Annotated in this window: 22 protein-coding genes, 1 tRNA gene and 1 pseudogene; 1 reads left to right on the forward strand and 23 read right to left on the reverse strand. The window is 67.1% G+C overall.

The annotated features are described in order from the left end of the window. From AX709_RS00165 to AX709_RS00205, 9 genes are all read right to left on the reverse strand, one after another. Positions 1–1,742, reverse strand: a 1,742-nt coding sequence (locus AX709_RS00165; RefSeq protein ID WP_156454080.1) for a CHASE3 domain-containing protein, incomplete at its 3' end; no start/stop codon positions are given. 141 nt (positions 1,743–1,883) lie between these two features. Continuing rightward, positions 1,884–3,065, reverse strand: a complete 1,182-nt coding sequence (locus AX709_RS00170) for a zinc-dependent alcohol dehydrogenase (RefSeq protein WP_066545493.1) — start codon at positions 3,063–3,065, stop codon at positions 1,884–1,886. Then, complete coding sequence (locus AX709_RS00175) at positions 3,065–3,703, reverse strand: SRPBCC family protein (RefSeq protein WP_066545496.1); 639 nt, start codon at positions 3,701–3,703, stop codon at positions 3,065–3,067. Before AX709_RS00175 ends, AX709_RS00170 begins: the two co-directional genes overlap by 1 nt. A gap of 175 nt (positions 3,704–3,878) precedes the next feature. Next, positions 3,879–3,954 (reverse strand) — tRNA-Phe (locus AX709_RS00180). A 32-nt stretch (positions 3,955–3,986) separates the two neighbouring features. Beyond that, positions 3,987–4,193 (reverse strand): DNA gyrase inhibitor YacG, encoded by a 207-nt coding sequence (locus AX709_RS00185; RefSeq protein ID WP_066476283.1) that lies wholly within the window; start codon positions 4,191–4,193, stop codon positions 3,987–3,989. Further along, on the reverse strand, positions 4,171–5,160 hold the full coding sequence (locus AX709_RS00190) for a ribonuclease (RefSeq protein WP_331709691.1): 990 nt from the start codon (positions 5,158–5,160) through the stop codon (positions 4,171–4,173). The genes AX709_RS00185 and AX709_RS00190 overlap by 23 nt, the downstream gene beginning before the upstream one ends. After that, the gene (locus tag AX709_RS00195) at positions 5,144–5,713 is read right to left on the reverse strand and encodes a Maf family protein (RefSeq protein ID WP_066481831.1); all 570 of its coding nucleotides are present in this window, start codon (positions 5,711–5,713) and stop codon (positions 5,144–5,146) included. The genes AX709_RS00190 and AX709_RS00195 overlap by 17 nt, the downstream gene beginning before the upstream one ends. A gap of 14 nt (positions 5,714–5,727) precedes the next feature. Beyond that, a complete protein-coding gene (gene infA, locus AX709_RS00200) occupies positions 5,728–5,946 on the reverse strand; it encodes a translation initiation factor IF-1 (RefSeq protein ID WP_010162480.1) in 219 nt (72 codons plus the stop codon). Positions 5,947–6,061: 115 nt separating this feature from the next. Next, complete coding sequence (locus AX709_RS00205) at positions 6,062–6,679, reverse strand: hypothetical protein (protein ID WP_156454081.1); 618 nt, start codon at positions 6,677–6,679, stop codon at positions 6,062–6,064. Positions 6,680–6,752: 73 nt separating this feature from the next. On the opposite strand from AX709_RS00205, the gene AX709_RS00210 reads away from it, so the two are divergent. Beyond that, positions 6,753–7,646 carry a haloalkane dehalogenase gene (locus AX709_RS00210; protein WP_066545500.1) on the forward strand — a complete coding sequence of 298 codons (894 nt, stop codon included), beginning with the start codon at positions 6,753–6,755 and terminating at the stop codon, positions 7,644–7,646. Here the strand turns inward: AX709_RS00210 and AX709_RS00215 are convergent. From AX709_RS00215 to AX709_RS00280, 14 genes and pseudogenes are all read right to left on the reverse strand, one after another. Beyond that, positions 7,643–8,728, reverse strand: coding sequence for a type I restriction endonuclease (locus tag AX709_RS00215; protein WP_066545502.1), 1,086 nt, complete (start codon positions 8,726–8,728; stop codon positions 7,643–7,645). The genes AX709_RS00210 and AX709_RS00215 overlap by 4 nt on opposite strands. 188 nt (positions 8,729–8,916) lie before the next feature. Beyond that, complete coding sequence (locus AX709_RS00220; RefSeq protein ID WP_066545506.1) at positions 8,917–11,085, reverse strand: sodium-translocating pyrophosphatase; 2,169 nt, start codon at positions 11,083–11,085, stop codon at positions 8,917–8,919. 136 nt (positions 11,086–11,221) lie between these two features. Beyond that, entirely contained in the window at positions 11,222–12,115 is an 894-nt protein-coding gene (gene thiL, locus AX709_RS00225) for a thiamine-phosphate kinase (protein ID WP_066545572.1), read from the reverse strand. A gap of 16 nt (positions 12,116–12,131) precedes the next feature. Continuing rightward, positions 12,132–12,596 carry a transcription antitermination factor NusB gene (gene nusB / locus AX709_RS00230; RefSeq protein ID WP_066481892.1) on the reverse strand — a complete coding sequence of 155 codons (465 nt, stop codon included), beginning with the start codon at positions 12,594–12,596 and terminating at the stop codon, positions 12,132–12,134. A 78-nt stretch (positions 12,597–12,674) separates the two neighbouring features. Then, on the reverse strand, positions 12,675–13,964 hold the full coding sequence (gene hisD, locus AX709_RS00235) for a histidinol dehydrogenase (RefSeq protein ID WP_066545510.1): 1,290 nt from the start codon (positions 13,962–13,964) through the stop codon (positions 12,675–12,677). After that, positions 13,961–14,629, reverse strand: coding sequence for an ATP phosphoribosyltransferase (gene hisG, locus AX709_RS00240; RefSeq protein WP_066481847.1), 669 nt, complete (start codon positions 14,627–14,629; stop codon positions 13,961–13,963). The genes hisD and hisG overlap by 4 nt, the downstream gene beginning before the upstream one ends. A gap of 410 nt (positions 14,630–15,039) precedes the next feature. After that, positions 15,040–17,109 carry a TonB-dependent receptor gene (locus tag AX709_RS00245; RefSeq protein ID WP_066545517.1) on the reverse strand — a complete coding sequence of 690 codons (2,070 nt, stop codon included), beginning with the start codon at positions 17,107–17,109 and terminating at the stop codon, positions 15,040–15,042. Between the two features lie 201 nt (positions 17,110–17,310). Continuing rightward, positions 17,311–19,467, reverse strand: coding sequence for an acetyl-CoA carboxylase biotin carboxylase subunit (locus tag AX709_RS00250; RefSeq protein ID WP_066545518.1), 2,157 nt, complete (start codon positions 19,465–19,467; stop codon positions 17,311–17,313). 262 nt (positions 19,468–19,729) lie between these two features. Further along, complete coding sequence (locus tag AX709_RS00255; RefSeq protein WP_066545521.1) at positions 19,730–19,990, reverse strand: DUF2442 domain-containing protein; 261 nt, start codon at positions 19,988–19,990, stop codon at positions 19,730–19,732. Then, on the reverse strand, positions 19,974–20,207 hold the full coding sequence (locus AX709_RS00260; RefSeq protein WP_066545528.1) for a DUF4160 domain-containing protein: 234 nt from the start codon (positions 20,205–20,207) through the stop codon (positions 19,974–19,976). Before AX709_RS00260 ends, AX709_RS00255 begins: the two co-directional genes overlap by 17 nt. After that, a complete protein-coding gene (gene bioB / locus AX709_RS00265) occupies positions 20,195–21,205 on the reverse strand; it encodes a biotin synthase BioB (RefSeq protein ID WP_066545530.1) in 1,011 nt (336 codons plus the stop codon). The genes AX709_RS00260 and bioB overlap by 13 nt, the downstream gene beginning before the upstream one ends. A gap of 3 nt (positions 21,206–21,208) precedes the next feature. Then, a complete protein-coding gene (locus tag AX709_RS00270; RefSeq protein ID WP_066545533.1) occupies positions 21,209–21,622 on the reverse strand; it encodes a hypothetical protein in 414 nt (137 codons plus the stop codon). Continuing rightward, positions 21,619–23,901, reverse strand: a complete 2,283-nt coding sequence (scpA, locus tag AX709_RS00275) for a methylmalonyl-CoA mutase (RefSeq protein ID WP_066545575.1) — start codon at positions 23,899–23,901, stop codon at positions 21,619–21,621. Before scpA ends, AX709_RS00270 begins: the two co-directional genes overlap by 4 nt. 88 nt (positions 23,902–23,989) lie before the next feature. Then, positions 23,990–26,383 (reverse strand): annotated as a pseudogene (locus AX709_RS00280) (error-prone DNA polymerase); the annotation flags it as partial. Between the last annotated feature and the right edge of the window lie 76 nt (positions 26,384–26,459).

Raw genomic sequence — 26,459 nt, forward strand, 5'->3', positions numbered from 1 at the left:
GCGACCTCGACCACGAAATCGATCGCGCGGTCGTTCGCGACCGGGTCGAATGTCTGCCGCAGGTCGGCGACCAGCCTTCGGGTCGCGACCGGCTCCGCGCGCATCTCGATATGCCCCGCCTCGATCTTCGACAGATCCAGGATGTCATTGATCAGGTTGAGCAGGTCGTTGCCCGACGCTTCGATCGTGCGCGCGTATTTCGCCTGTTCATCGGTCAGGTTGCCGTCGGGATTGTCGCCGAGCAGCCGCGACAGGATCAGCAGCGAGTTGAGCGGGGTGCGCAGCTCATGGCTCATATTGGCCAGGAAATCGGACTTGTACTGGCTGGCCTGCTCCAGCTCGCGCGCCTTGGCCTCGATCGCTGCGCTCGACCGGGCGAGGTCGTCGCGCTGGGTTTCCAGCAGCTGCGCCTGTTCCTCCAGCTGCGAATTGGTCTGTTCGAGCTCGACCTGCTGCTGTTCGAGCCGCACCGCGGTTTCCTTGAGCGCGCGACCCTGTTCCTCCAGCTCTTCGTTGGAAACCCGCAATTCCTCGCTCTGGACCTGAAGCTCTTCCGACTGGCGCTGGGTTTCCTCCAGCAGGTTGCGCAATTCGGTCCGGTAGCGCGCCGATCGCAGCGCCACGCCGGCGGTCGGCTCGACGCGCGCCAGAAGCTCCAGGGTGCGGTCCTCAACGGGGTGCAGGAAACCGAACTCGACCACCGCGTTGACGACCCCGTCGGCGCTGAACGGCGCGATGACGAGGTGGCGTGGCCGATCGTGGCCCAGGGCCGAACCCAGCTTCAGATAGCCGTCGGGCACGTCGGAAATGACGGTCGGCCGCCCTTCGGCGGCCACGCGGCCCAGCAGTCCCTCGCGCTCCCTGAACAGCTGGGGCACCGGGGCGTCGCCGGCGACGCCCAGCATCGCGGTGCGCTGGAACACGCCGTCCTCGCCCTTGAACAGCGCGCTCGCCTGCGCGCCGAGATAGCTGGTCAGGAAATCGAGGATGCTGTCACCCAGTTCGGCCACGCTGCGATCACCCAGCATCGCCTGGCTCAGCCCGACCTCGCCCGCCTGCAGCCACGCCAGGCGCTGGCGCGTGCGTTCGGCGCGGTGGACGAGCAGGCCCACCGTCAACGTAAGGCCGATGCCGAGCAGCGTGGTCAGCAACCCGCTGAGCGTCAAGGTCCAGAAACCGGCGTCCATCTGGGCCAGCCGGCTCTCGCGCAGGCGTTGCTCGTCGGCGCGCATCCGGGCCAGTTGCGCGCGGATCGCGTCCATTTCGACCTTGCCGCGATCGGTGCTGACAAGCGAAAGAGCGGCATCGGGTCCACGCACGCGTCGCAAGTTGATGGTCTCGCGCAGCTCCGCGAGCTTTGCCGCGACGCGCGGGGTCAGCGCGCGCAGGCTTGCCTGCTGCTGCGCATTGTCCCGCGTCAGCAGGTCGATCCTTTCAACGCTGGAAGCAACCCGCGCGATCGCCGCGCGATATGGATCAAGGTAACGTTCGTCACCGGTGAGCAGGAACCCGCGCTGTCCGGTCTCCGCGTCCTGCACGGCTGACAACAAGTTGCCGAATTCGGTCATCACCTTGTGCGTGTGCACAACGCGCGCGGTATCGGCACGAAGCTCGCGGACATTGGTGTAAGAAAGCGCGCCGGTGATCAGGAAGAAGAGGAGCGCCGCGCAGACCCCGGCGAGTGTTCCGAAACTCGCGCTGAATGTCGCCTGGGATCCCGTTCGCGAAACGCTTTGCGGCATTGCCGTCCTTGCCCTTGTTGATCCAATCGGTTCGGCGTCCCGCTTCCACGGCGTGTCGTCTTGTGCAAGCCCGAATGCGCGCCCCCTTGCTGACCCGCCAGCCCATCCCCGGCCGAAGCGCAGGCTGACCGGCGATCGGCCCTATGCGATGCCGGGTTTCAGCACGACCTTGGTATAGTCGTCCTGCTTCGACTTGAAGTTGCGATAGCCCTCGGCCGCCTGTTCGAGCGGCAAGCGGTGCGAGATCAGGAACGTCGTGTCGATCTTGCCCGCCATGATCATGTCGAGCAGCATCCGGCTGTATTTCTGCACATGGGTCTGGCCGGTTCTCAGCGTCAGACCTTTTTCCATCAGCGCGCCGATCGGAAATTTGTCGGTCATCCCGCCATAAACGCCGGGCACCGACACCCGTCCGCCCTTGCGGCATGCCAGGATCGCCTGTTTGAGCGCCGCCGCCCGATCCGCGCCGATGCCGATCGTCTGCTTGGCGACGTCGATCATGTTGTCGATCGCAAAGCCGTGCGCTTCCATGCCGACCGCATCGATCACCGCATCGGGGCCGATGCCGCCGGTCATTTCCATCAGCGCCTCGCGGACGTTGGTCTCGCGGAAGTTGATCGTGTCCGCGCCGATCTGCCGCGCGAGTTCGAGGCGATGGGGATAATGGTCGATCACGATCACGCGCGCCGCGCCCATCAGCACCGCGCTCTGTGCCGCGAACAACCCGACCGGCCCGGCGCCCCAGATCGCGACCGTATCGCCACCCTCGATCGCGGCGTTTTCGGCCGCCATCCAACCCGTCGGCAGGATGTCGGACAGGAACAGCACCTGTTCGTCCTCCAGCGTGTCGTCGTCGATCACGATCGGCCCGACATCGCTGAACGGCACGCGCACGAATTCGGCCTGACCGCCCGAATAGCCGCCGGTCAGGTGCGAATAGCCGAACAGCCCGCTCATCGGCGTGCCGTACAGCGTTTCGGACATCTCGCGCTTGTCCACGGGGTTGGAATTGTCGCAGGCGCTGTATTGCTGCTGCCCGCAGAAGAAACAGCTGCCGCACGCGATGGTGAAGGGGACGACGACCCGCTGGCCCTTGACCAATGTCGATTCCGGCCCCGTTTCGACGACCTCGCCCATGAATTCGTGGCCCAGCACGTCGCCCGGCATCACCGCGGGGATGACGCCGTCATAAAGATGCAGGTCGGAGCCGCAGATCGCGGTCGACGTCACCTTGATGATCGCGTCGCGCGGATTGACGATGTCGGGGTCGGGCACGGTATCGACGCGGACGTCATGGGTGCCGTGATAGCAAAGCGCGCGCATCAGGCGGTCTCCTCCAGCTTCAGTTGACGGGTCGACGTCGCGATCTCGCCGGTTTCCATCAGCATCTTGAAACGCCTCAGGTCGCGTCGCGCCTGGATTTCGGGTTCGCGTTGCAGCAGCGTCGCGACGGCCCGGCCGGCGCTGCCCATCGGCGGCTTGTACGCGACGACCAGCTCGACTTGTGTACCACGGTCGCCCGGCGCGTCGCGAAATGCCACGCGACCCTCGGTGTCGATTTCCGACCCCGCGACCGATCGCCACGCGATCAGTTCGCCCTCGCGCGCCGCGACAATCTCGCTCTCGACCGTCACGGTGCCCAGCGGACCGCGAATGTGCCAGCGCGAGCGGCCCTCACCGAGCATCTCGACCGCTTCCAGATTTTCCATGAATGCCGGCAGGTTGGTGAAGTCGCGCCAGAAGCGATACAGCTCGGCGCGGCCCGGCTTGGCGATCGTGACGGTCTTGCCCGTCACCGCATAGTCGCCGAACCACCGCCGCCGCGCCGTCCGGCCCGGCGCGGAATCGCCTTGCCCGCCCGATCCGGGTCGCGCGCTGTCGCGCTGCAGCAGCAATGCCGCGCCGGCAACGGCCCCCGCGCCCAATGCCGCCCAGGGAAAGATGCTTCGGTTGGTCGACATATGCTGCTCCGTTCTGGCCCGTCCCGAACCTAACCCGTCGCCGTCCCCGGTTGTTCCGAAGGAAAGCGGCTTAGGCGATGCGGATGGGCGCGGACGGACGCGGTCGGCGTCGGCGGGCGGCGACGTCGTTCAACCGGAAAAAGTCGTTCAGCAGAAACGGCGTTCAGTGGGGAAATGGTGCCCAGGGACGGGATCGAACCGCCGACACTGCGATTTTCAGTCGCATGCTCTACCAACTGAGCTACCTGGGCATCACCGGCAGTAGCCGGGAAAGAGCGGCCTCTTAGTCAGCGTCGGCGTCGCTGTCCAGCCCGACATTTGCATTTGCTGCATCATCCGGATCGATGCGCGCACCGGGCAGGCGATAGCCCTCGTCCAGCCAGGCGAGCAGGTCGCGATCCTTGCATCCGCGCCCGCAAAACGGCCGGAAATCGACGGAAACCGGTTTGCCGCATCGCGGGCAGCTTTCAGGGGTGGCGCGCCTGGACATGCGCGGCGGATATGGCGCGGCGCGCGTCGCCCTGCAAGATCACGGCCGCACCGATCCGCCGTTCCAGCGCCGCCAGCCAGTCGGGATGCGCCGCCAGCCGCGCGACCAGATCGGGGTGCGCGGTCAGCGTGCGTGGCCCCGCGCCGGGCGTATGTTCGGCGATCCGCAACGCGGCGCGCGCATGCCATCCGACCGGATCGCTCGCCGCCAGCTCGGGCAGCGAGAGTCGCGACCTGCGCCGCACGATCTGGATAAAGCCGAAACCGTTGACCGCGGTCCGCTCGAACGGCTGGGGGATTGCCGCGTCGATCGCTGCCGCCGCGGCCAGCCGCGCGGACCGGTCGGGCGTCGTCGGCAAATCGATGCCGATCGATCCCGCGAGGTCGAGCCGGACGATGGCTTCGGCGGCGGCGCGCGCGCCGATGATCGCCAGCTCGGCCGGAGCGGCCTCGCCATCGACGTCGATCAGCGTCATCGCCGGCGTCAGGCTGATCGTCAGCTCCCCGCCGGCAAAGCGCACGCGGCCGCTCGCCGCCTCCTCGAGCAGTTCGGACCAGCCGAGCGCCTCGAAATCGTCGGCGCGAGTCGGCACGGTCGCGGGCGCATTCAGCAGTTCGGCCAGCGTCAGGCCGGGGCCGGGCACCGCATCGGGCGCGGCCGGGCGGGCGCGGGCGCGCTTGGGCTTGCCGGGTTCGGGCAGGGGCGGGCGGGTGATCTCGATCCGGCAGGCGGCTCCCTCGGTGACCCCGGCGGGCAGCGGCGTCACCAGCGCCTCGCCCCCGTCCCATGTGGCGATAGCCTGGTTGCGCGCGGGGATGCGCTTGACCAGTCGCGCGGCGATCACCGCCCCGGCGCGCAGCCCGTCTTCAGGCTCGATGCGTGCTTCGATGATGCGCCCGTCGACGACGCGGATCGCGCGGGTCTCGCCGATCCCGCGCTCGACCCGCCACTCAGCCAAGCGGAACACCTGCCGCAGCCAGCAGCGCGCGCGTCTCGAACAGCGGCAGCCCGATGACGCCCGAATGGCTGCCGGCCAGATAGCGGACGAACGCCTCGGCGCGCCCCTGGATCGCATAGCCGCCGGCCTTGCCCAGCCCCTCGCCGCACGCGACATAGGCGTCGATCTCGGCCGCGGTCAGCCGCTTGAACGCGACGATGGTGTCCGCCAGCCTCAGCCGGGCGCGGCCCGCCGCGTCGATCACGCACACCGCCGACAGTGCATGGTGGCGTCGCCCGGACAGCAGCGACAGCAATTCGCGCTGCACCGCTTCCGTTTCGGCGGGGGGCAGGATGCGGCGGCCGACCGCGATGGTGGTGTCGCCGGCGACGACGATTTCGTCGGGTGCGCGATCGATCGCGCGCGCCTTCGCCTCGGCCAGCCGCAGCGCATAGGGGCGCGGCAACTCGCCCTTCAGCGGGCTTTCGTCGATGTCGGGGGCGGCCTGGCGATCAGGTGCGACGCCGAGGCGACCCAGCAGGTCGCGGCGGCGCGGGCTGGTGGAGGCGAGGACGAGCCGCATGTCGGGCTCGCGCCTTACTTGAAGCGATAGGTGATGCGGCCCTTGGTCAGGTCATAGGGCGTCAGTTCGACGAGGACCTCGTCGCCGACCAGCACGCGGATGCGGTTCTTGCGCATCTTGCCCGCGGTGTGGCCCAGAATCTCGTGATCATTCTCAAGCTTGACGCGGAACATGGCGTTGGGAAGCAACTCCACAACCTGTCCGCGCATTTCCAGCAGTTCTTCCTTGGCCAAACAAACCTCGTGGCAAATGGGATTAAGTCGCGGGCCTTTACGCCAAGCCGCGCCAAAAGGAAAGGGATCGCCGATCCTGCGCTAATGTGACTGCCGCGATCAGCCGCCCCCAGGGCTAGGGATCAGCGCGTTCGTCGCGCTCGATGATGTTCAGTCGGCCGCGTGGCGCGAGGTCAGGCAGCGGACGTGCGTCACAGCGTGGATCCGGTGCCAGGGCATACCAGTGCACGGTCGTGCGCTGGACCAATACCCGCAGCTGCTTGCCGCTCTGTGCATTGGTGGTGACCGCCTCGAACCGCCCGTCGGTTGCGATGATGCTGCGCCACAGCACAAGTGGAGTCTTGAGCCCCGCTTTGGCAACTTCGGTATAGTGCGATTGGATCAGCGCAGGCTCGATCTGCGCCACCACATCTCGGCCGCCCATGATGTTGACGAAGGTGGTGTTGGCGAATTCCTCAACCGACCATTTCCCCTCGGCATCCGCTTCGCCCCAGCTGACGCGTACCGGGCTGCCGCGACGCAGGGCGCGAAGCAATGCCTCTCGGCTGCCGGCAATCTCCTCGCCGCGCGGGCCGTTCACGAACATCAGCCGCCATTCCGCCGCGCTACATGCCGCGGCGGACATGTCTGGCGCTTGCGTAGTGGCCTGGATCGACATGAGGAAAAGAGCAATGAACATGGAGAGGTCCCTCCTCCCAAAACGATTTGGCATGATAGCAAACAGGAAGGGCAACTTTGCGCAAGGTCGCTGTCGTGCGACGCATTAAGACCAGCAAGAAAATGCATTAACGATCGAGAGGACACCGATGACCATCCTGCGCACACCCGAGGACCGCTTTGCCGGTCTGCCCGACTATCCGTTCGCCCCGCACTACATCGACATCGACGCGGGGCCGCTGGGCATGGTCCGCCAGCACTATGTCGATGAGGGGCCACGCGACGGGCCGGTCGTGCTGATGATGCACGGCGAACCCAGCTGGTCCTATCTCTATCGCCACATGATCGGTCCCGTCGCGGCGGCGGGTTTCCGCGTCGTCGTCCCCGACCTGATCGGCTTCGGCAAATCGGACAAGCCCGTCGACCGCGATGTGTTCAGCTATGCGCGCCACGTCGCGTGGCTCACCCAGTTCCTTGACCGGTTGGAGCTGCGCGACATCGGCTTGTTTTGCCAGGACTGGGGCGGATTGCTCAGCCTGCGCGTCGTCGGGCTCGACCCGGACCGCTTCCGCTGGGTGATCGCCAGCAACACCTTCCTGCCGCTGGGCGGGACGCCGGCGCCCGCGTTTCTCGCGTGGCGCGAATTTGCTGCGACCAGCGACAGCTTTGCGATCGGCCCGATCCTTCAGCGCGCGACGGTGCGCACGCTCAGCGACGCCGAAGTCGCCGCCTATGACGCACCCTTTCCCGACGAAAGCTACAAGGCGGCGGCGCGCGCATTTCCTCTGCTCGTCCCGATCAGCCGCGATGACCCCGGCGCGATCGACAACGCTGCCGCCTGGGCGGGGCTCGAGCGGTTCGAGCGGCCGTTCCTGACCCTGTTCGGCGACAGCGACCCGATCACCGCGGGCGGCGACGCCTATTTCCAGGCAATGGTGCCGGGCACCCGGGGCCAGCCCCACGCCATCGTCGAGCGCGCCGCGCACTTCTGTCAGGAGGACCGCCCGGAAGTGTTCGTCGAAGCGATCAAGGTGCTGGGCTAAAGCGAGGCTTCGCCGTCGCTGCCGTCCAGTTCCTTCAGGCGGGCCGCGATATAGGGTTCGAGCTGATAGATGTCGGTGAGCGCGGCGACGGCGTGTCGCGTTTCCGTCTTGCCGACGAACGTACCGACATAGCGCGTCGTCGGGCTGTTGAAATGCAGCCGTGCAATCGTCTTGCGGTTGTTGTCGTCGAGCAGGATCGCGCAATAGCTCTTTGAATCGCGGATGACGACCCGCTTGGGGTCGACATGGCGCATCGCGATCGCCTGGACGATGCGAAAGCCGCTGATCTCGTCATCGGTCGTGATGACGCCATCGCCCTCCGACATATCGTCGGATATGCCCTCGGCGATAACCTCGCCGGCCGGGTTGGCGACGTTGAGCGCGGAGGTCAGGCGGTCGTTGACCCGGTCGCGGATGATCGCAGCGATCGTCGCGGCGAGCAGCGGCTGGAACTGCTCGCGCGCAGCTGCGGTCATCCGCCCGTTCTGGACCTTTCCGGCAATCATGCGGACGAACTCGTCCGACGGGTTGGCGAATTCGCGCTCCAGCTCGATGCGCACCTGCGACTGCAGTTTCAGCCGACCCGCCTCGGCGATGATCGCCGAAATGTCGAATTGGCTGCGCGAAAAGCGTTCGAGTGTCGCCGGGTCGGTGCGACGGATCGCATCCATTGAAAAGACGAAGAACGGCTTTTCGTCCATGCGGTTGGGCTGATCAATATCGGAATAGAAGTGATAGACGACGCCGTTGGTCAGGATGGCGACGCGCGCATCGGTGGTGGTGAAGTACCGGAACAGCTGACTGGCATGCTTCAGGTCGAGGTCGACCGACGACGGCTTGCATTCGATCAGGATCGACAATCTGCCGTCGATTGCCAGCGCATAGTCGACCTTTTCGCCCTTCTTGGTCCCGACATCGGCGGTGTACTCGGGAATTACCTCCGCTGGATTGAACACATCATAGCCCAGCGCCTGAAGGAAGGGCATGACCAGCGCGGTCTTTGCCGCCTCCTCGGTCAACAGGAACTCGCGATGCTGCGCCGTGCGCTTTTCGAGTTCGATCAGTTTCGTCGCCAGATCCATGCCTCGCCCCCGCTTCGATCGGGAGAGGGGGAGCGGATACGGCTGGCCGTGTCCAATCGAGACTGCTCCGAAGCGGAGTGAGCGAACCGGTCGTCGCCCCGGCACAGGCCGGGGCCGCTTTCCAATCTCGCGCTTGTGCCAGCGGATCGCGGTCCCGGCCTGCGCCGGGACGACGCTTTACGATCGGCCTATGCGCCACCGCCCGCCAGCGCGGCGAGCAGCAGCAGGGCGACGATGTTGGTGATCTTGATCATCGGGTTGACCGCCGGGCCGGCGGTGTCCTTGTACGGGTCGCCGACCGTGTCGCCGGTCACCGCCGCCTTGTGGGCATCGCTGCCCTTGCCGCCGTGATTGCCGTCCTCGATGTACTTCTTGGCATTGTCCCACGCACCGCCGCCCGACGTCATCGAGATGGCGACGAACAGGCCCGAGACGATCACGCCCAGCAGCATCGCGCCCAGCGCCGCAAAGCCCTGGGCCTGCCCCGCCACGCCGGTGATGATGAAATAGACCGCGACCGGCGACAGCACCGGCAGCAGCGACGGCACGATCATCTCCTTGATCGCGGCGCGGGTGACGATGTCGACGGTGCGCGCGTAGTCGGGGCGGCTGGTGCCCGCCATGATGCCGGGATTGTCGCGGAACTGGTCGCGCACGTCCTGCACCACGCTGCCCGCCGCGCGGCCGACCGCAGTCATGCCGAACGCGCCGAACAGATAGGGCAGCAGCGCGCCGAGCAGCAACCCGACGATGACGTACGGGTTGCTCAAGGAGAAATCGACGGTGATGCCGCCGAAATAACGCTTCAGATCCTCGGTATAGGCGCCAAACAGCACGAGCGCCGCCAGCGCCGCCGATCCGATCGCATAGCCCTTGGTCACCGCCTTCGTCGTGTTGCCGACCGCGTCGAGCGCATCGGTGCGCACGCGCACATCATCGGGCAGCCCCGCCATCTCGGCGATGCCGCCGGCATTGTCGGTGACCGGGCCATAGGCGTCGAGCGCGACGACCATGCCCGCAAGCGCCAGCAGCGAGGTCGCGGCAAACGCCACGCCGATGATGCCGGCCAGCTGATATGCGGCGATCACCGCGACGACGATGACGAGGGTGGGCAGCGCGGTCGATTCCAGGCTGATCGCCAGCCCCTGGATGACGTTGGTGCCGTGTCCGGTCTCGGAGGCTTTCGCGATCGACCGCACCGGGCGGAACTGGGTGCCGGTATAATATTCGGTGATCCAGACGAGCAGCCCGGTGACGCCCAGCCCGATCATCATGCACCAGAACAGGTCCATGCCGGTGAAGCTCAGCCCGCCGTCCGCGACGCTGGTTCCCAGCGGCTGGGACGAAAGCGTGTCGGTGGCGGGATCAAGGAATCCCGAGCTGCCGATCACCGCGTTCAGGTCGCCCAGCGTATAGGCGGTGGCGAAATAGATCGCCGGGATCGCCAGGATCGCGGTCGTCCAGAAGCCCTTGTACAGCGCCCCCATGATCGATCCGCTGCTGCCCAGCCGGACCATGTAGGTGCCGATGATCGACGTGATGATGCACACGCCGCCGACGATCAGCGGCAGCGCCATCAGCGCCAGCAGATCGGCCGGCGATGCCGTGATCAGCAGCGCGATCGACACCATCGTCAGGCCCAGCGTGACGACATAGGTTTCGAACAGGTCGGCCGCCATGCCCGCGCAGTCGCCGACATTGTCGCCGACATTGTCGGCGATGACGGCGGGGTTGCGGGGATCGTCCTCGGGAATCCCTGCCTCGACCTTGCCGACCAGGTCGGCGCCGACGTCCGCCGCCTTGGTGAAGATGCCGCCGCCCAGCCGCGCGAAGATCGAGATCAGCGACGCGCCGAACGCCAGCGCGGTCAGCGCCTCGATGATCTCGCGGTCATTCGGCGCATGGCCGTCGACCGCGACGAGGTACCAGAACAGCACCGCGATCGACAGCAGGCCGAGGCCCGCGACCAGCATCCCGGTGATCGCACCCGACCGAAAGGCCAGGGTGAGCCCGCCCTGCAGGCTGGTCCGCGCCGCTTCCGCCGTGCGCACATTGGCGCGCACCGAAATGTTCATGCCGATATAGCCGGCGATGCCCGACAGCACCGCGCCGATCACGAAGCCGACCGTCGACAGAAAGCCCAGCGTCGCGGCGAGCACCACGGTGACGATCACGCCGACGATGGCGATGGTACGGTATTGCCGGCCCAGATACGCCTTGGCGCCTTCCTGGATGGCGGCGGCGATGTCCTGCATCTTCTCGTTGCCCGCCGGGGCGCGCAGCACCTGCTGACTGGTCAAGATGCCATAGAGCACGGCGATCACGCCGCACAGCATGGCGATGTAAACGATGTTCATTCGATGGGCATCCTTCCCCTGATTTCCCTGCGCGGCTGGCCTCGTAGGAATGGGCCGGGTTCCGCGTCGGTTGAGAGGTATAGATGGCGTTCGAGGCAGCGCAAGCGGGCGTGCACTGCAGCAATCCCGATGCCGGTCAGTGCTGGTAGCCGAGCGCCCCGGCGGGTGCTTCACCGTCCAGCGTGACCGGGAACCTACCGCTCGCCTCAACCCGGCCGATCATCGTCGCGGGCACCGGCGGGTGGCGATCGGCGGGCAGGGTGAACAACAGCGCATAGTCATCGCCCCAGCGCAGCGCCGCCTCCGCGTCGTCGCCTTGCGCCACGCGACGGAATGTCGGGCTCAGCGGCACGCGCGCCCGCTCGATCGCCATTGTCACGCCTGACGCGGTCGCGATCCGCGCCGCATCGATCAGCAGCCCGTCGGACACGTCCATCATCGCGCTGACCAAGGGGGCCAGTGCGATCCCCTGCGCGACCAGCGGCTGCGGGCGCAGATAGGCGGCGACCAGCGCACCCGGCTGCAAGTCGCCCGCCGCGACCAGCCGGTGGCCCAGCATCGCATCGCCGATCGCGCCCGCGACCCAGATGCTGTCGCCGGCGCGCGCGCCCGACCGGCGCGGGATCGGCAAGTGGCTGGCGCGCCCGATCGCGGTCAGGCTGATCGTCCGCGGTGCGCCGGCGATCAGCCGCACGGTATCACCACCCAGCAACGCGCAATCGAACCGCGCCAGCACCTCGCGCAGCCCCGCCACGAACGCGCGGTCCCACGCGTTGTCGCCGAGCGGATAGTTGAGCAGCACGCCGTCAGGCCGCGCGCCCTTCGCCGCCAGGTCCGACAGGTTGGTCGCCACCAGCCGCCACGCGACATCCTGCGGCGTCGTGCCGGGCAGGTAATGCACCCCCTCGGCAATGCTGTCGGTGGTCAGCACAAGGTCGGGCGGCAGGAACGCGGCATCGTCCGCCAGCGCCTCCGCCCCCGCATGGAGCGGCAGCGCACGCAGCGCGGCGATGAAGTCGGCTTCGTTCATGGGCTCCCGAAGCGGGTCAGCGCCGCACATCCTTCGCGACGGCGTCGAGCAGGCCGTTGGCAAAGCTCTTTTCGCGCTTGTCATAGAACGCGTCGGCGACGTCGAGATATTCGCTGATGACCGTCGCGGTCGGCACGTCGGCGCGTGCGATCAGTTCATAGGTGCCGCAGCGCAGGATCTGGCGCATCGGCTTGTCGAGCCGCTCCAGCGTCCAGCCTGCCGACAGCTTGCCCGAAATCAGTGCGTCGATCTCGTCGCGGCGCGCGTCGACGCCCTTGACGATGTCGTCGAAGAACATCGCGTCCGCGTCGGCATATTCGACATCCTCGATCGTCGCGCCCAGCCGGTGCTGGTGGAACTCAGCCAGCAGGCGCGGCACCGGCGTGCCCTCCATTTCCTGCTGGTACAGCGCCTGGACGGCGGCGAGACGCGCGGCGGCGCGCGCCTGCGATCGTGGCTTGGGTCGGGAATTAGCTGTCATGTTTACCTGCATAGCGATCCGCTCGTTTCGAGCGAAGTCGAGAAACGAACGGGGACGGGGAGGATTGGCAGAATAGGCTCAGTCGGCCAGCCGCAGCGCCACCGACTTGGCATGCGCCGGCAGCCCCTCCGCATTGGCGAGCGCGACCGCTGCCGGGCCGATCGCCGCCAGCCCCTGTGGCCCCAGCTCCAGGAAGCTCGTCCGCTTCATGAAGTCGAGCACCGACAATCCGCTGGCAAAGCGCGCGCGGCGCCCGGTCGGCAGCACATGGTTCGGCCCCGCGACATAATCGCCGACCGCTTCCGGCGTGTGCCGGCCGAGGAAGATCGAGCCGGCGTGGCGCACGGCAGCGAACAGTGGCGCGGGATCGGCAACCGCCAGCTCCAGATGCTCGGGCGCCAGCCGGTCGACCAGCGGCACCGCCGCCATCAGCTCCGGGACCAGGATGATCGCGCCATTGGCGTCCCAGCTCGCCCGCGCGACGTTCGCGGTGGTGAGCGCGCCGATCTGGCGGTCGACCGCGTCCGCCACCCGATCGGCAAAGGCCGCGTCGTCGGTGAACAGGATCGACTGGCTGGTCGGGTCGTGCTCGGCCTGGCTCAACAGGTCGGCGGCGGTCCATTCGGGGTCGTTCGCGCCGTCCGCGACGACGACGATCTCGCTCGGCCCCGCGACCATATCGATGCCGACCACGCCATAAAGCTGGCGCTTCGCCTCCGCGACCCAGGCATTGCCGGGGCCGGTGATGACATCGACCGGGGTGATGCGATCGGTGCCATAGGCAAGCGCGGCGATCGCCTGCGCGCCGCCGACCCGCCACACCTCGTCGACCCCTGCCAGCTCGGCGGCGGCGAGCACCAACGGATTGACCTCACCGTCGGGCGTCGGCGTCACCATCACCAGCCGCTCGACCCCCGCGACCCTGGCGGGAATGGCATTCATCAGCACCGATGAGGGATAGGCGGCCCGCCCGCCCGGCACATAGACGCCCGCCGCGTCGACCGCGCGCCACCGTGCCCCGGTGCGGATGCCGTGCGCGTCGGTCGTCTCGCTGTCCTGCGGCTTCTGGCGCGCGTGATACGCCATGATCCGGTCGCGCGCGAGCTCGAGCGCCGCGCGCAATTCGGGCGCGATACCCGCCAGCGCCGCCGCGCACGCGCTGCGCTCGATCCGCCAGCCCGTGTCGTTGAGGTCATGGCGGTCGAATTTGAGCGTGAAGGCGTGGAGCGCGGCGTCGCCCTCGTCCTTCACCGCGCGCACGATCGTCGCGACGTCGCGCGCGACGTCGGCGTCGGACTCGCGGCGGGCATTGACCAGCGCGTCGAACTGCGCGGCAAAGCCGGGGGCGCTGGCGTCCAGGCGGATCATGCGGCCGCGTCCTGCTGGGCCACCGCGCGGCGAAAACGATCGACCAGCGGCACGATGGTGTCCGCGCGCATCTTGAACGCGGCGCGGTTGACGATCAGCCGGCTCGTGACCTGTGCGATCACCTCGACCTCGACCAGCCCGTTCTCTTTGAGCGTGCGCCCCGAGGAGACGAGGTCGACGATGCGCGGGGCCAGCCCCAGCACCGGGGCCAGCTCCATCGCGCCGTTGAGCTTGACGCATTCGGCCTGCACCCCGCGCGCCTCGAAATGGCGCCGCGTGATGTGGGGATATTTGGTGGCGATGCGCACATGGCTCCATCCGCGCGGATCGTCGCCCGCGGCCAGGTCCGCCGGTTCGGCGACCGAGATGCGGCAATGCCCGATGCCCAGGTCGACGGGGGCGTACAGCTCCGAATAATCGAATTCGGCCAGCACGTCGGAACCGACGATGCCCAGCTGCGCCGCGCCATGCGCGACAAAGGTCGCGACGTCGAACGCGCGCACCCGGATCAGGTCGATCGCGGGCGTATTGGTGGCAAAGCGCAGCGCGCGGCTGTCGGGATCGGCGAATGCGGGTTCGGGCACGATGCCGACCTGCGCGAGCAGCGGCAGCGCCTCATCGAGGATGCGCCCCTTCGGCACGGCAAGGATCAACGGTTGGGTCATTGGTGGCGCGGCCTTATCTGGGGTATCGCCGCCATGCAACAAGCTGCCCCGGAGGCGGTAATGACCGATCAAGCGGCCGGTCGCGAAGCGTTCCGCGTCCAGCTTGGCAGCTGCACCGTGATGGGCGCGCCAATGACCGCGCGGGCGCGCGCGGGAATCGCCGACGCGCTCGACCTGCTGGAAATCGGGTTGAGCGCGGGCGTGAAGCTTTCCCCTGCCGCCAGCGCCGCCCATGATCGCCGTGCACTGCGCCTGCCGCACGGTGGACCCCGGTACGGGGGCCGGGGTGACGGGCGATCAAACGCATTTCCAGCAGCCGGGCGGACGTCTCTCCGCCTTATTCACCCCAGTGCAGACCGGGGTGACGCGAAAGCGAGGATGCTCTGGCGACCCGTGTTTCGGGCTGGACCCTATAACCGCGCGCGCAGCGTCACGCGGGCGTTGATCGGCGCGCCGGGCGTCACGTTGTTGTTATTGTGCGCGTCGCTGAAGTAATCGGTGTCGAACAGGTTCTCGACATTGACCTGGATGTCGAAGCGCGGATCGATGGTGTAGAACAATGCCGCATCGACGCGCGTGAACGCGGGCAGGCGCGTCGTCGCCGGCGACGTGCGGATCGCCGCGAACTGGCTGCCCTGATGCACCACGCCCAGCCCGATGCCGATCGCCGGGGCGACCTGATAACGGTTCCACAGCGACGCCTGATGCCGCGGCACCTGGCCCAGCCGCACCGCGTCGTTGCCGCGCAGCACTGCGTCCTGATAGCTGTAGCCGCCGCTGACCTGCCATTCAGGCGTGATCCGCCCGGCGAGCCCGACCTCGACGCCCTCCGTCCGCGTCGCGCCGATATTGATCGACAGCGCGGGGTTGAGCGGGTCGGGCGTCGTCGCATTGGTCCGGTCGAGCCGGAACAGCGCGACCGTGGCGGTCAGGTCGGGCCGGATCGCCCATTTCGCGCCGACCTCGTAATTGGTGAAGGCTTCGGGCGCCAGGTTCTGCTGAGTCGTCGAAAGCGCCAGGAACTGATCGCCCGAACGCGGCAGGAAGGACCGGCTGTAGCTGCCATAGAGCGACAGCGCGGTCGTCGGCTTCAGGATCAGGCCGAACCGCGGCGACACCTTGTCGTCGGTGCGCCCGAACGGCCGGTCGGGGGTGGCCGCGAAGTCGACGCCCGCAATTTCGAACCGGTCGTAACGCAGGCCTACGACGATCTCGACAAGCGTGCCGATCTGAAACTGGTCCTGGGCATAAACGGAGAACACGTCGACATCCGACCGGCGGTCGTTGGCCGGGATGTCGAAGCGGACGGTCGGATAGACGGGGTCGACGACGCTGATCCGCGCCGACGACAGCGTGCCGTTGAGCCGCGCGTTGCGGCTCGACTGGTCGGCGACCTCGACCCCGATCAGCAGCGTGCTCCGCGCCCCGCCCAGATCGGCCGTCCAGATCAGATTGCCCTGGCCGATCAGATTCTCGCGCGTCGTCGTGTCGGTATAGGCTCCAAGCGCGAAGGTGCCGTCGCTGGCGCGTACCGCGCCGTTGGGAAAGACGTTGGTATAGAGCTTGTCGTAATTGCCGTAGAGCAGGGTCGTGTCGAGCGTCAGGCCGGGCGCGATCTCGCCCTCGACGCGGAGCTTGGCGACATGTGCCTGCAACGTCGTCCGATTGACGCCGGGCACGCCGAAGAATGTGTCGCGCGCGTTGGTGATCGGGCGATTGTCGAGCGACGGGACGCCGCGATCGGTCACGCGATCGTCGTCCAGATATTCGTAGGACAGCCCGACACGCCACGTGCGGCCCAGTTCGGCGGCGGCATAGGGATTGATCGCGAACCGTTCGCCGTCGACGAAATCGCGAAAGCTCTCCAGCCCCTCCGCCATCGCGTTGACGCGCAACGCCGCGCCGGGCGCGATCGGGGCGTTCAGGTCGGCGCTGACCAGCGTCGCGCCGAAGCTGTTGACGCTGGCGTCGGCACCGAAGGCGAACTGGTCGGCGAGCGGCGTCTTCTGGACGCGGTTGATCACGCCGCCGCCGCCGCCGCGGCCAAAGGTGAGCGCCGCGGGCCCCTTCAGCACCTCGACCCGCTCCAGGTTATAGAGCGGGCGGAAATACTGCACGTCGTCGCGCACGCCATCCAGGAAGAAGTCGGCGGTGGTGTTCTGGCCGCGGATCGTCACCTGATCGCGATTGCCCTCGCCCTGGCCGACGGTGGTGCCGGGGACGTAGCGCAGTGCCTCGCCGATGCTCAGGATCGCCTGATCGTCCAGCTGCTCGCGGGTCAGGACCGTGATCGTCTGCGGCGTGTCCTTCAGTGGCGTGCGCGTCTTGAGCGCGGTCGTGCCGTCGGTCGCCAGATAGCCGTCGGCCTGGCCGATGACGATGATTTCCTGCTCGGGCGTCTCAGGCACCGGCGCGACGGGTGCGTCAGTGGCGGCGCTCAATGCGGTGGAAAGCAGCAGCGCGGAACTCAGCAACGTCATTCATCGTCTCCCTGTGCGAGAGGCGATTAGCTTAATGCGTGTCATTTGCAATAGCAGAAATGCGCACGAAGCGATCTAAGTCCCTCCCCTTCAGAGGGGGGTTGGGAACTATCTATTTGCCGATCCGAACGGACAAGCCGCACCCCCTACCCCTCCCGTGAAGGGGAGGGGCTTAAGAGGCGAGCCCATCCTGATCGTGATCTATTCGAACTCGAGGATCGCGGCGTCGACCATCAGGCTGTCGCCCGGTGCGGCGTTGGCGGCCTTGACCACCCCGGCACGCTCGGCGCGCAGGATATTCTCCATCTTCATGGCTTCCACCACCGCCAGCGGCTGTCCCGCCTCGACCCGGTCGCCCGGCGCGACGTGCAGCCGGGTGAGCAGTCCCGGCATCGGGCACAGCAGGAACTTGCTCGTGTCGGGCGGCAGCTTTTCGATCATGTGGCGGGCCAGCGCCGCCACTTCCGGGCGTTCGGCGCGCACCACATGGCGGGCGCCGCGTGTCTGCAGCACCCAGCCGCCGCCGCGACGCCTTTCGACGCGCAGCGCCAGCGGCGCGCCGTCGATGACCGCTTCGGCCATCCGCATGCCGGGACCATGGTGCAGGTCGAGCGTCATTGCCACGCCGTCGACGATTGCGCCGCCTTCGGTCAGCGCGACCTCGTACGTCGTGCCGTCGCGCGTCACGGTCCACGCAACGCCGGGGTCGGGCGCGCCATTCAGCCGCCCGCTGATCGCGCCGGCACGCAGGCGGTCGGCACGGGTCAGCGCCGCCGCCACCGCCGCCAGCTGCGCGGGCAGATCGTCGGCCATCGCCGCGCCATGGAATCCGTCGGGATATTCCTCGGCGATGAAGCCGGTGGTGAGGTTGCCCGAACGGAAGCGGGGATGCTGCATCAGCGCCGACAGGAAATCGACATTGTTGCCGACGCCCTCGACCACGAAGCGGTCGAGCGCCTGCACCTGCAGGTCGGCGGCTTCATCGCGCGTCGGTGCCCAGGTGATCAGCTTGGCGATCATCGGGTCATAGAAGATGCTGACCTCGCCGCCTTCGGTGACGCCATCGTCGACGCGGATATAGGCTGCATCGCGCTTCTCGGCTTCGCTCGAAGCGAACGGCGGTGGAGCGGCATTCGCTCCGTTGGTATCGAGCGTGATTCCGTTCGTATCGAGCGAAGTCGAGATACGTTCGCCCTCGCTATGCGCATCTCTCTCGCTCGCGAGCGGGGACGACCAGGTCACATATGGCGTCTCCTCCGCCGGCGGCGGCGCATAGCGCACGAGCCGGCCGGTGCTCGGCAGAAAGCCGCGATAGGGGTCCTCGGCATAGACACGGTTCTCGATCGCCCAGCCGTTCAGGCGAATGTCGCCCTGCCCGAAGCCCAGCGGTTCGCCCGCCGCCACGCGGATCATCTGCTCGACCAGATCAATGCCCGTCACCGCCTCGGTCACCGGATGCTCGACCTGCAGCCGCGTGTTCATCTCCAGGAAGTAGAAGCTCTCGCCGGTCGGGTCCGCGCCACTGACGATCAGCTCGACGGTGCCCGCGCTGAAATAGCCGACCGCGCGGGCCAGCGCGACCGCCTGTTCGCCCATCGCGCGCCGCATCGCGGGCGTGACGAAGGGGGAGGGGGCTTCCTCCACCACCTTCTGGTGGCGGCGCTGGATCGAACATTCGCGCTCGCCCAGATAGACGATGTTGCCATGCTGGTCGCCCAGCACCTGGATCTCGATGTGGCGCGGGCTTTCGATGAACTTCTCGATGAATACGCGATCGTCGCCGAAGCTCGCCAGCCCCTCGCGCTTGGTCGCCTCGAACCCTTCGCGGACATCCTGTTCGGACCAGGCGAGCCGCATCCCCTTGCCGCCGCCACCCGCCGACGCCTTCATCATCACCGGAAAGCCGATGTCGCTGGCGATCCGCACCGCCTCGTCGGTATCGGCGATCTCGCCCAGATAGCCGGGGACGACGTTGACGCCCGCGGCCTTGGCGAGCTTCTTCGATTCGATCTTGTCGCCCATCGCCGCGATGGCGTTGGGCGGTGGACCGACGAACGCGATTCCCGCCTCCGCGCACGCCTTTGCGAAACTCTCGCGCTCCGACAGGAAGCCATAGCCGGGGTGGATGCAATCCGCGCCCGTCGCCTTCGCCGCTTCCAGGATCAGGTCGGCACGCAGGTAGCTCTCCGCCGCCGGCGCCGGCCCTAGCCGCACCGCCTCATCCGCCGTCAGGACGTGTGGCGAGCGCGCATCCGCATCCGAATAGACCGCGACGGTCGCCAGCCCCATGCGCTTGGCGGTGCGGAACACGCGACACGCGATTTCGCCGCGATTGGCGACCAGGATTTTGTTGAACATCAGAGTTCCAAATCAATAAAATTCATCGACCCATTCCGCGTTTATCCAGGATGTGCACCGATCGGGATCATTAGGTTGATCATCGCGTAAAGGTTCGTGATTCACATACAGAACAGTCAGCCGTTGCACTCGCTCGTTATGATCTGTGATACTAATTCGGTCACCAGGAGCAGGCAGCTGATCGAACCTGAACGTTCCCCAAAGCCTGCGATCCCCATTCTTTGTGACAAAGAGGGGCGCGGAGATCATCGACAGTTGCCCATTACGCCGCATTCGGTGCCCGCGCACCGCGCAGTAGCCCGTCGGTACTCAAATCCTCGTCGATTTCCGGCCAGTGGATGCCATAGCCTGCCCCCGCCCGCTCCCAGTTCGCGCGTTGCTGTGGCGTGGCGTGCAGGAGGCGCGGATACCAGGCCAGGGGCGCAGAGATCGAGCGGCCGTCCATCAGGTCGACGATCAAGCTGTGCTCGTCGCAACGGACGTCCAGCACGCGCTCGTCGGTGAGCTTAGCCGAAATGTTCATGCCATGCCTCCAGAAACTCCGCGCGATGGGCGTCGACCATCTCGACAATGCCACTGATCTCATGCGCTCGAAAGCCTCGACTTTTCGCCACTTCGATCGTTTCCAGCCAGACCTTCATGGTCGCATCACCTCGATCGACGTGAATGTGCGGCGGCTCGTTCGGCTCGTGGCTGTAGAAGTAAAACCTGAACGCGCCGATCCGCTTTACGGTGGGCATTGCGCGCCTTCGCTGTCCAACGCCATCGCCTTCACCCCCAGCCGCTCGAACAGCGCGGCGTCCGCGTCATCCCCCGCATTGCCGGCGGTCAGCAGCTTGTCGCCGGTGAAGATGCTGTTCGCTCCCGCCAGGAAACATAGCGCCTGCGTCGCCTCGCTCATGCTCTCGCGGCCTGCGCTCAGCCGCACCATGCTTTCCGGCATGGTGATGCGGGCGACCGCGACGGTGCGGACGAACTCGATATCGTCGATCTTGGCGAGCGGCGTGTTGGCCAGCATGTCGCCCAGCACTGTGCCCTTGACCGGCACCAGCGCGTTGACCGGCACGCTTTCGGGATGCTGGGGCAGGGTGGCGAGCGCATGGATGAACCCGACCCGGTCCTCGCGCGTCTCGCCCATGCCGACGATGCCGCCGCTGCACACATTGATGCCGGCGGAGCGGACATGATCCAGCGTCTCCAGCCGGTCCGCGAAGGTCCGCGTGGTGATGACGTCGCCATAGCGCTCGGGCGAGGTGTCAATATTGTGGTTGTAGTAATCGAGGCCCGCGTCGGCGAGCATCGCCGCCTGCCCCGGGGTCAGCATCCCCAGGGTCATGCAGGTCTCCATGCCCATCTGACGCACGCCCTTCACCATCTCGACGATCGCGGGCATGTCGCGGTCCTTGGGGTTGCGCCACGCCGCGCCCATGCAGAAGCGGGTCGAGCCATTGTCCCGTGCCTGCGCGGCGGATTGCAGCACCGCACGCACGTCCATCAGCCGCGTCGCCTTGAGCCCGGTTTCCGCATGGACCGATTGCGAGCAATAGCCGCAATCCTCCGGGCAGCCGCCGGTCTTGATGCTGAGCAGCGTCGATCGCTGCACCGCGACCGGATCATGATGCGCGCGGTGCACTTCAGCGGCGCGGAACACGAGCTCGGTGAAGGGCAGGTCGAACAACGCGGCGATTTCGTCGCGCGTCCAGTCGGTACGGGATTCGGCGGTCACGGGTATTTCCATCGATCAGGTCAGCGCGAAAAAGCAAATGGCGACTGCGGCGACCGCCATCACCAGCGAACTGCCTTTGACCAGCACGGTGACGACGGTTTCCATGGTCTGGCTCGCCCTATGGCCCTGGCCGGCGATCGGCAAGCTCCGGCTCGCCCCGACCAGCGCGGCGAGCAAGATGCCTGCGACCAGCAGGTAGGAAGACAGCCACAGCGCGTGGATCACCCCGGCTGCCCACGCCTCCGGCACGGTCAGATAGGGCCAGAACAGCGCAAGCGCGATCAGTGCCGGCCCGGTCTGCACCGCGGTCAGGTGCGCGGACAGGCCCATGCGCGGGTTGCGCAGTTTAGGGATGGCGATCCCGATGAGCAGCCCGAGCGCGAACAGCACGAACCCCGCCTTGCCGAGCAGGATCGCCGTGGCCGTCACCGCGCATCCTCCCCCACCGGGGGCATGTTGTGGCCCAGCAGGCGCAGCACGTCGGCGGCGCATTCGACCACGTTCGATCCGGGCCCGTAAATCCCCTGAACGCCCGCATCGCGCAGGACATCATAATCCTGGGGCGGGATCACGCCGCCGGCGATCACCTTGATGTCTGGACGGCCGGCGGCACGCAGCCCGGCGATCAGCGCCGGGATCAGCGTCTTGTGCCCCGCTGCCAGCGACGACGCGCCGACAATGTCCGCGCCGGAGTCCAGCGCCAGCACGACGGTCTCCTCCGGCGTTTGGAACAATGGGCTGCTCACCACGTCAAAGCCCATGTCGGCAAAGGCGCTGGCGATGACATTGGCACCGCGATCATGCCCGTCCTGGCCCATTTTCGCGACGAGGAGTTTGGGTTTCCGACCCAGCCGGCGAGTGACCGCGTCGACGCCGGCGGTGACCTGCGCCCAGCGATCATCCTCGGCATAGGGGGCGGCATAGACGCCCCTGACCGGAGTGGGGACGGTGGCGTGACGGCCGAACACGTCCTCCATCGCCGCCGAGATTTCCCCCAGCGTGGCGCGGGCGCGCGCCGCGGTGACGGCAAGGGCCAGGAGGTTGGTTTCAGTTCCTCCCCGAGCTTGCTCGGGGAGGGGGACCGCCGCCAACGGCGGTGGTGGAGGGGTCTGGGCCGGCAATTGCCCCTCCACCATCGCTTCGCGATGGTCCCCCTCCCCGAGGCGAGCTCGGGGAGGAGCTTTCGCCGCTTCCCGCAACGCCTCCAGCGCAGCCTGCACCGCCGCTTCGTCTCGTCCGGCCTTGACCGCGTTGATCCGCGCGATCTGCGATTCGCGCACCGCGGCGTTGTCGACTTCCAGCGTCTCCAGCAGGTCCTCGTTCGCCAGCCGGTATTTGTTGACGCCGACGATCACGTCCTCCGCCCGGTCGACCCGCGCTTGCCGGGCGGCGGCGGCTTCCTCGATCATCGCCTTGGGCCAGCCGGCCGCGACTGCCTTCGCCATGCCGCCTTCGGCCTCGACCCGCTCGACGATCTCCCACGCCTTGTCGGCCAGTTCCCTGGTCAGCGCCTCGACATAGTAACTGCCGCCCAGCGGATCGACGACCTTGGTCATCCCCGTTTCTTCCTGCAGCACGATCTGGGTGTTGCGCGCGATGCGGGCGGAGAAGTCGGTGGGCAGCGCGATCGCTTCGTCGAGCGCGTTGGTGTGGAGCGACTGGGTGCCGCCCAGCATCGCCGCCATCGCCTCCACGGTGGTGCGGATGACGTTGTTGTAGGGGTCCTGCTCGGTCAGCGACACGCCCGATGTCTGGCAATGGGTGCGGAGCACCTTCGACCGTTCGTCCTGTGCCCCCAGCATCGTCATCGCCCGGTGCCACAAGAGCCGCGCGGCGCGCAGCTTGGCGACTTCCATGAAGAAGTTCATGCCGATCGCGAAAAAGAACGACAGGCGGCCTGCGAACTTGTCGATATCGAGTCCGCTCTCCACCCCGCGCCGGACATATTCGATACCGTCGGCGATGGTGAAGGCCAGCTCCTGCACCTGCGTCGCCCCGGCCTCATGCATGTGATAGCCGCTGATCGAGATCGAGTTGAATTTCGGCATGTTGGCCGAGGTATAGGCAAAGATGTCCGCGATGATCCGCATCGATGGCTCGGGCGGGTAGATATAGGTGTTGCGGACCATGAACTCCTTGAGGATGTCGTTCTGGATGGTGCCTTCCAGCAGCGCCTGATCGACGCCCTGTTCCTGCGCCGCGACGATGAAGAAAGCGAGGACGGGGATCACCGCGCCGTTCATCGTCATGCTGACCGACATCTGGTCGAGCGGGATGCCGTCGAACAGGATCTTCATGTCCTCGACCGTGTCGATCGCTACGCCCGCCTTGCCGACATCGCCGGTGACGCGGGGATGATCGCTGTCATAGCCGCGATGGGTGGCGAGGTCGAAGGCAACGCTCAGCCCCTTCTGCCCGGCCGCCAGGTTGCGGCGGTAGAAAGCATTGGATTCCTCGGCGGTCGAAAAGCCCGCATATTGCCGGATCGTCCAGGGGCGGCCGGCATACATCGTCGCCTTCACCCCGCGCGTATAGGGCGCGAAGCCGGGCAGGCCAGGGTCGATCCCGGCCACGTCCTCGGCGGTGTAGAGCGGCTTGACCACAATCCCCTCCGGCGTGTGCCAGGTCAGGTCGCGACCCTTCACTTCCTTTGCAGCGAGTGCGGCCCAGTCGGCGGGGGTGGGGGGGAGCCACCAGCACCGCGCCAGGTGGATAGCCCCCACTCTCGCCCCCTCCCCTGGGCTGCAGGCGAGCGAAGCTCAACGGGAGGGGGGAGCCGTCCCCCAAATCCCACCCCTCCACCATCACGTCCCAGCGGCTGGCGTTGATGCACAGCGGCCGCACCTCGACGCCGTGTTCGCGCGCGTCGCGGACGATCTGGGCGGGGGCATAGAAGCCCATCGGCTGGGCGTTGAGCAAAGCGGCGCAGAAGATGTCGGGGTGATGATGCTTCATCCAGCACGACGCATAGGCGATCTTGGCAAAGCTGGCGGCGTGGCTTTCGGGAAAGCCATAGCTGCCGAAGCCCTCGATCTGCTTGACCAGCCGCTCGGCAAAGTCCTGGGCGATGCCGTTCGCGCGCATGCCCGCGATCAGCTTGTCGCGGAACTCGCCGACCCCGCCGGTGAACTTGAACGTCGCCATCGCGCGGCGCAGCCGGTCGGCCTCCGCCGGCGTAAAGCCCGCGCCGACGATCGCGACCTTCATCGCCTGTTCCTGGAACAGCGGCACGCCCAGCGTCTTTTCCAGCACGTCGCGCAGCGCATCATTGGGATAGACGACCGCCTCGCGCCCCTCGCGCCGCTTCAGATAGGGATGAACCATGTCGCCCTGGATCGGGCCGGGGCGCACGATCGCGACCTCGATCACCAGGTCATAGAATTCGCGCGGCTTCATGCGCGGCAGCATCGACATCTGCGCGCGGCTTTCGATCTGGAACACGCCCAGCGTGTCGGCGCGCTGGATCATCCCGAAGGTATCCGGGCAATCGGTCTGCATCTCGTCGCTCGCCATGTCGATCGCCACGCCCTTGTGCGCTTCGAGCAGTTCGAACGCGCGGCGCATGCAGCCGAGCATCCCCAGCCCCAGCACATCGACCTTCATGAAACCCAGCGCCTCGATATCCTCCTTTTCCAATTCGATCACCCAGCGGTCGGGCATCGCGGCGGGTTCGACCGGCACCAGATCGTGGAGCGGATCGCGGGTCAGCACGAAGCCGCCGGGGTGCTGCGACAAATGGCGCGGCGTGCCGATCAGCTCGCGCGCCAGCTCCAGCGTCAGCGCGATGCGCGGGTCGGTCGCGTCCAGGTTGAGCGCCTCGACATGCCGCTCCTCCACCCCTTCGGCTGACCAGCCCCAGACCTGGCCCGCCAGCCCCGCGGTCAAATCCTCGCTCAGCCCCAGCGCCTTGCCGACCTCGCGCACGCTGCCCCTGGCTCGAAACCGGCTAACCACGGCGGTCAGCGCGGCATGGTCATGGCCATAGCTGTCATAGATCCACTGGATCACCTCCTCGCGCCGCTCATGCTCGAAATCGACGTCGATGTCGGGGGGCTCGTTGCGGCTGGTCGAGATGAAGCGTTCGAACAGCAGCTTGTGCTTGATCGGGTCGATCGACGTGATGCCGAGCACGAAGCAGATCATCGAATTGGCCGCCGATCCGCGCCCCTGGCACAGGATGTTCTGCGCGCGGGCATATTGCACGATCGAATGGACGGTCAGGAAATAGGGGGCATAGCCCATCTGTTCGACCAGCCCGAGTTCGTAGTCGAGCAGGTTGCGATAGTCGGCGGGCGGCGCGCCCCCGAAGCGCCGGTCGAGCGCTTGGCGGGCCATGTGCGCCAGCGCGTCCTGCGGGCTGCGGCCGCTCATCACGATCTCGTCGGGATATTGATAGCGCAGGTCGCGCGGGCTGAAGGTGCAGCGTTCTAGGATCGCGTCGATGGCGTTGAGCGCATCGGGGTGATCGGCGAAGCGGCGCGCCATCTCCTGCGGCGGATGCAGGTGGCGATCGGCATGGCGCTCGCGCCGAAAGCCCAGATCGTCGACCGTGCATTTGTTTCGGATGGCGGTGACGACATCCTGCAGCATCCGCCGGTCGGGATGGTGATAGAGCACGTCCCCGGTCGCGAGCGGCACCAGGCCGTGCGCACGCGCCGCCCGGTCGAGCGCGTGGAGGCGCAGCGCGTCGTCGGGCCGGCGGTGCCAGGTCAGCGCGACATGGCCGCGCCCGGGAAAGATATCCGCCATCCAGCGCATCGCCAGCGGGTCGCCGCGATCGGCAAGGCCCGGCACCAGCGCCGCGACCAGCCCGTCGGCATGCGCCGCGACATCCTCCCAATGCAGGAAGCACTGCCCCTTTTCGCCGCGTTTGGGGTCGGCGCGCCCCTTGCCCAGCGTCAGCAGCCGGGTGAGCGCGCGCCAGCCGCCGACATCCTGTGGCCACACCAGCAGCGACGCGCCGCAGACCAGGTCGAGCCGGCAGCCGGCGACCAGGCGGATCGGATGGCCCTGTTCGCTGACCTGCTCGGCCGCGATCAGCGACCGGACGATGCCGCCCACCGAATTGCGATCGGTAATACCGAGGGCGGGCATCCCCATCATCGCGGCGGCGGTGAACAACTCCTCCGCCGACGACGCGCCGCGCAGAAACGAGAAATGCGTCGTGACCTGAAGCTCGGCATAGGTCATTGGCCGGGCAACAGCGGTTGGAATGGGGCTAACAGTCCAGAAACTGAACTGCTCAAGCCCCTCCCCTTCAGGGGAG

The sequence above is a fragment of the Sphingomonas sp. CCH15-F11 genome (assembly GCF_001557005.1).
Classification (GTDB): Bacteria; Pseudomonadota; Alphaproteobacteria; order Sphingomonadales; family Sphingomonadaceae; genus Sphingomonas.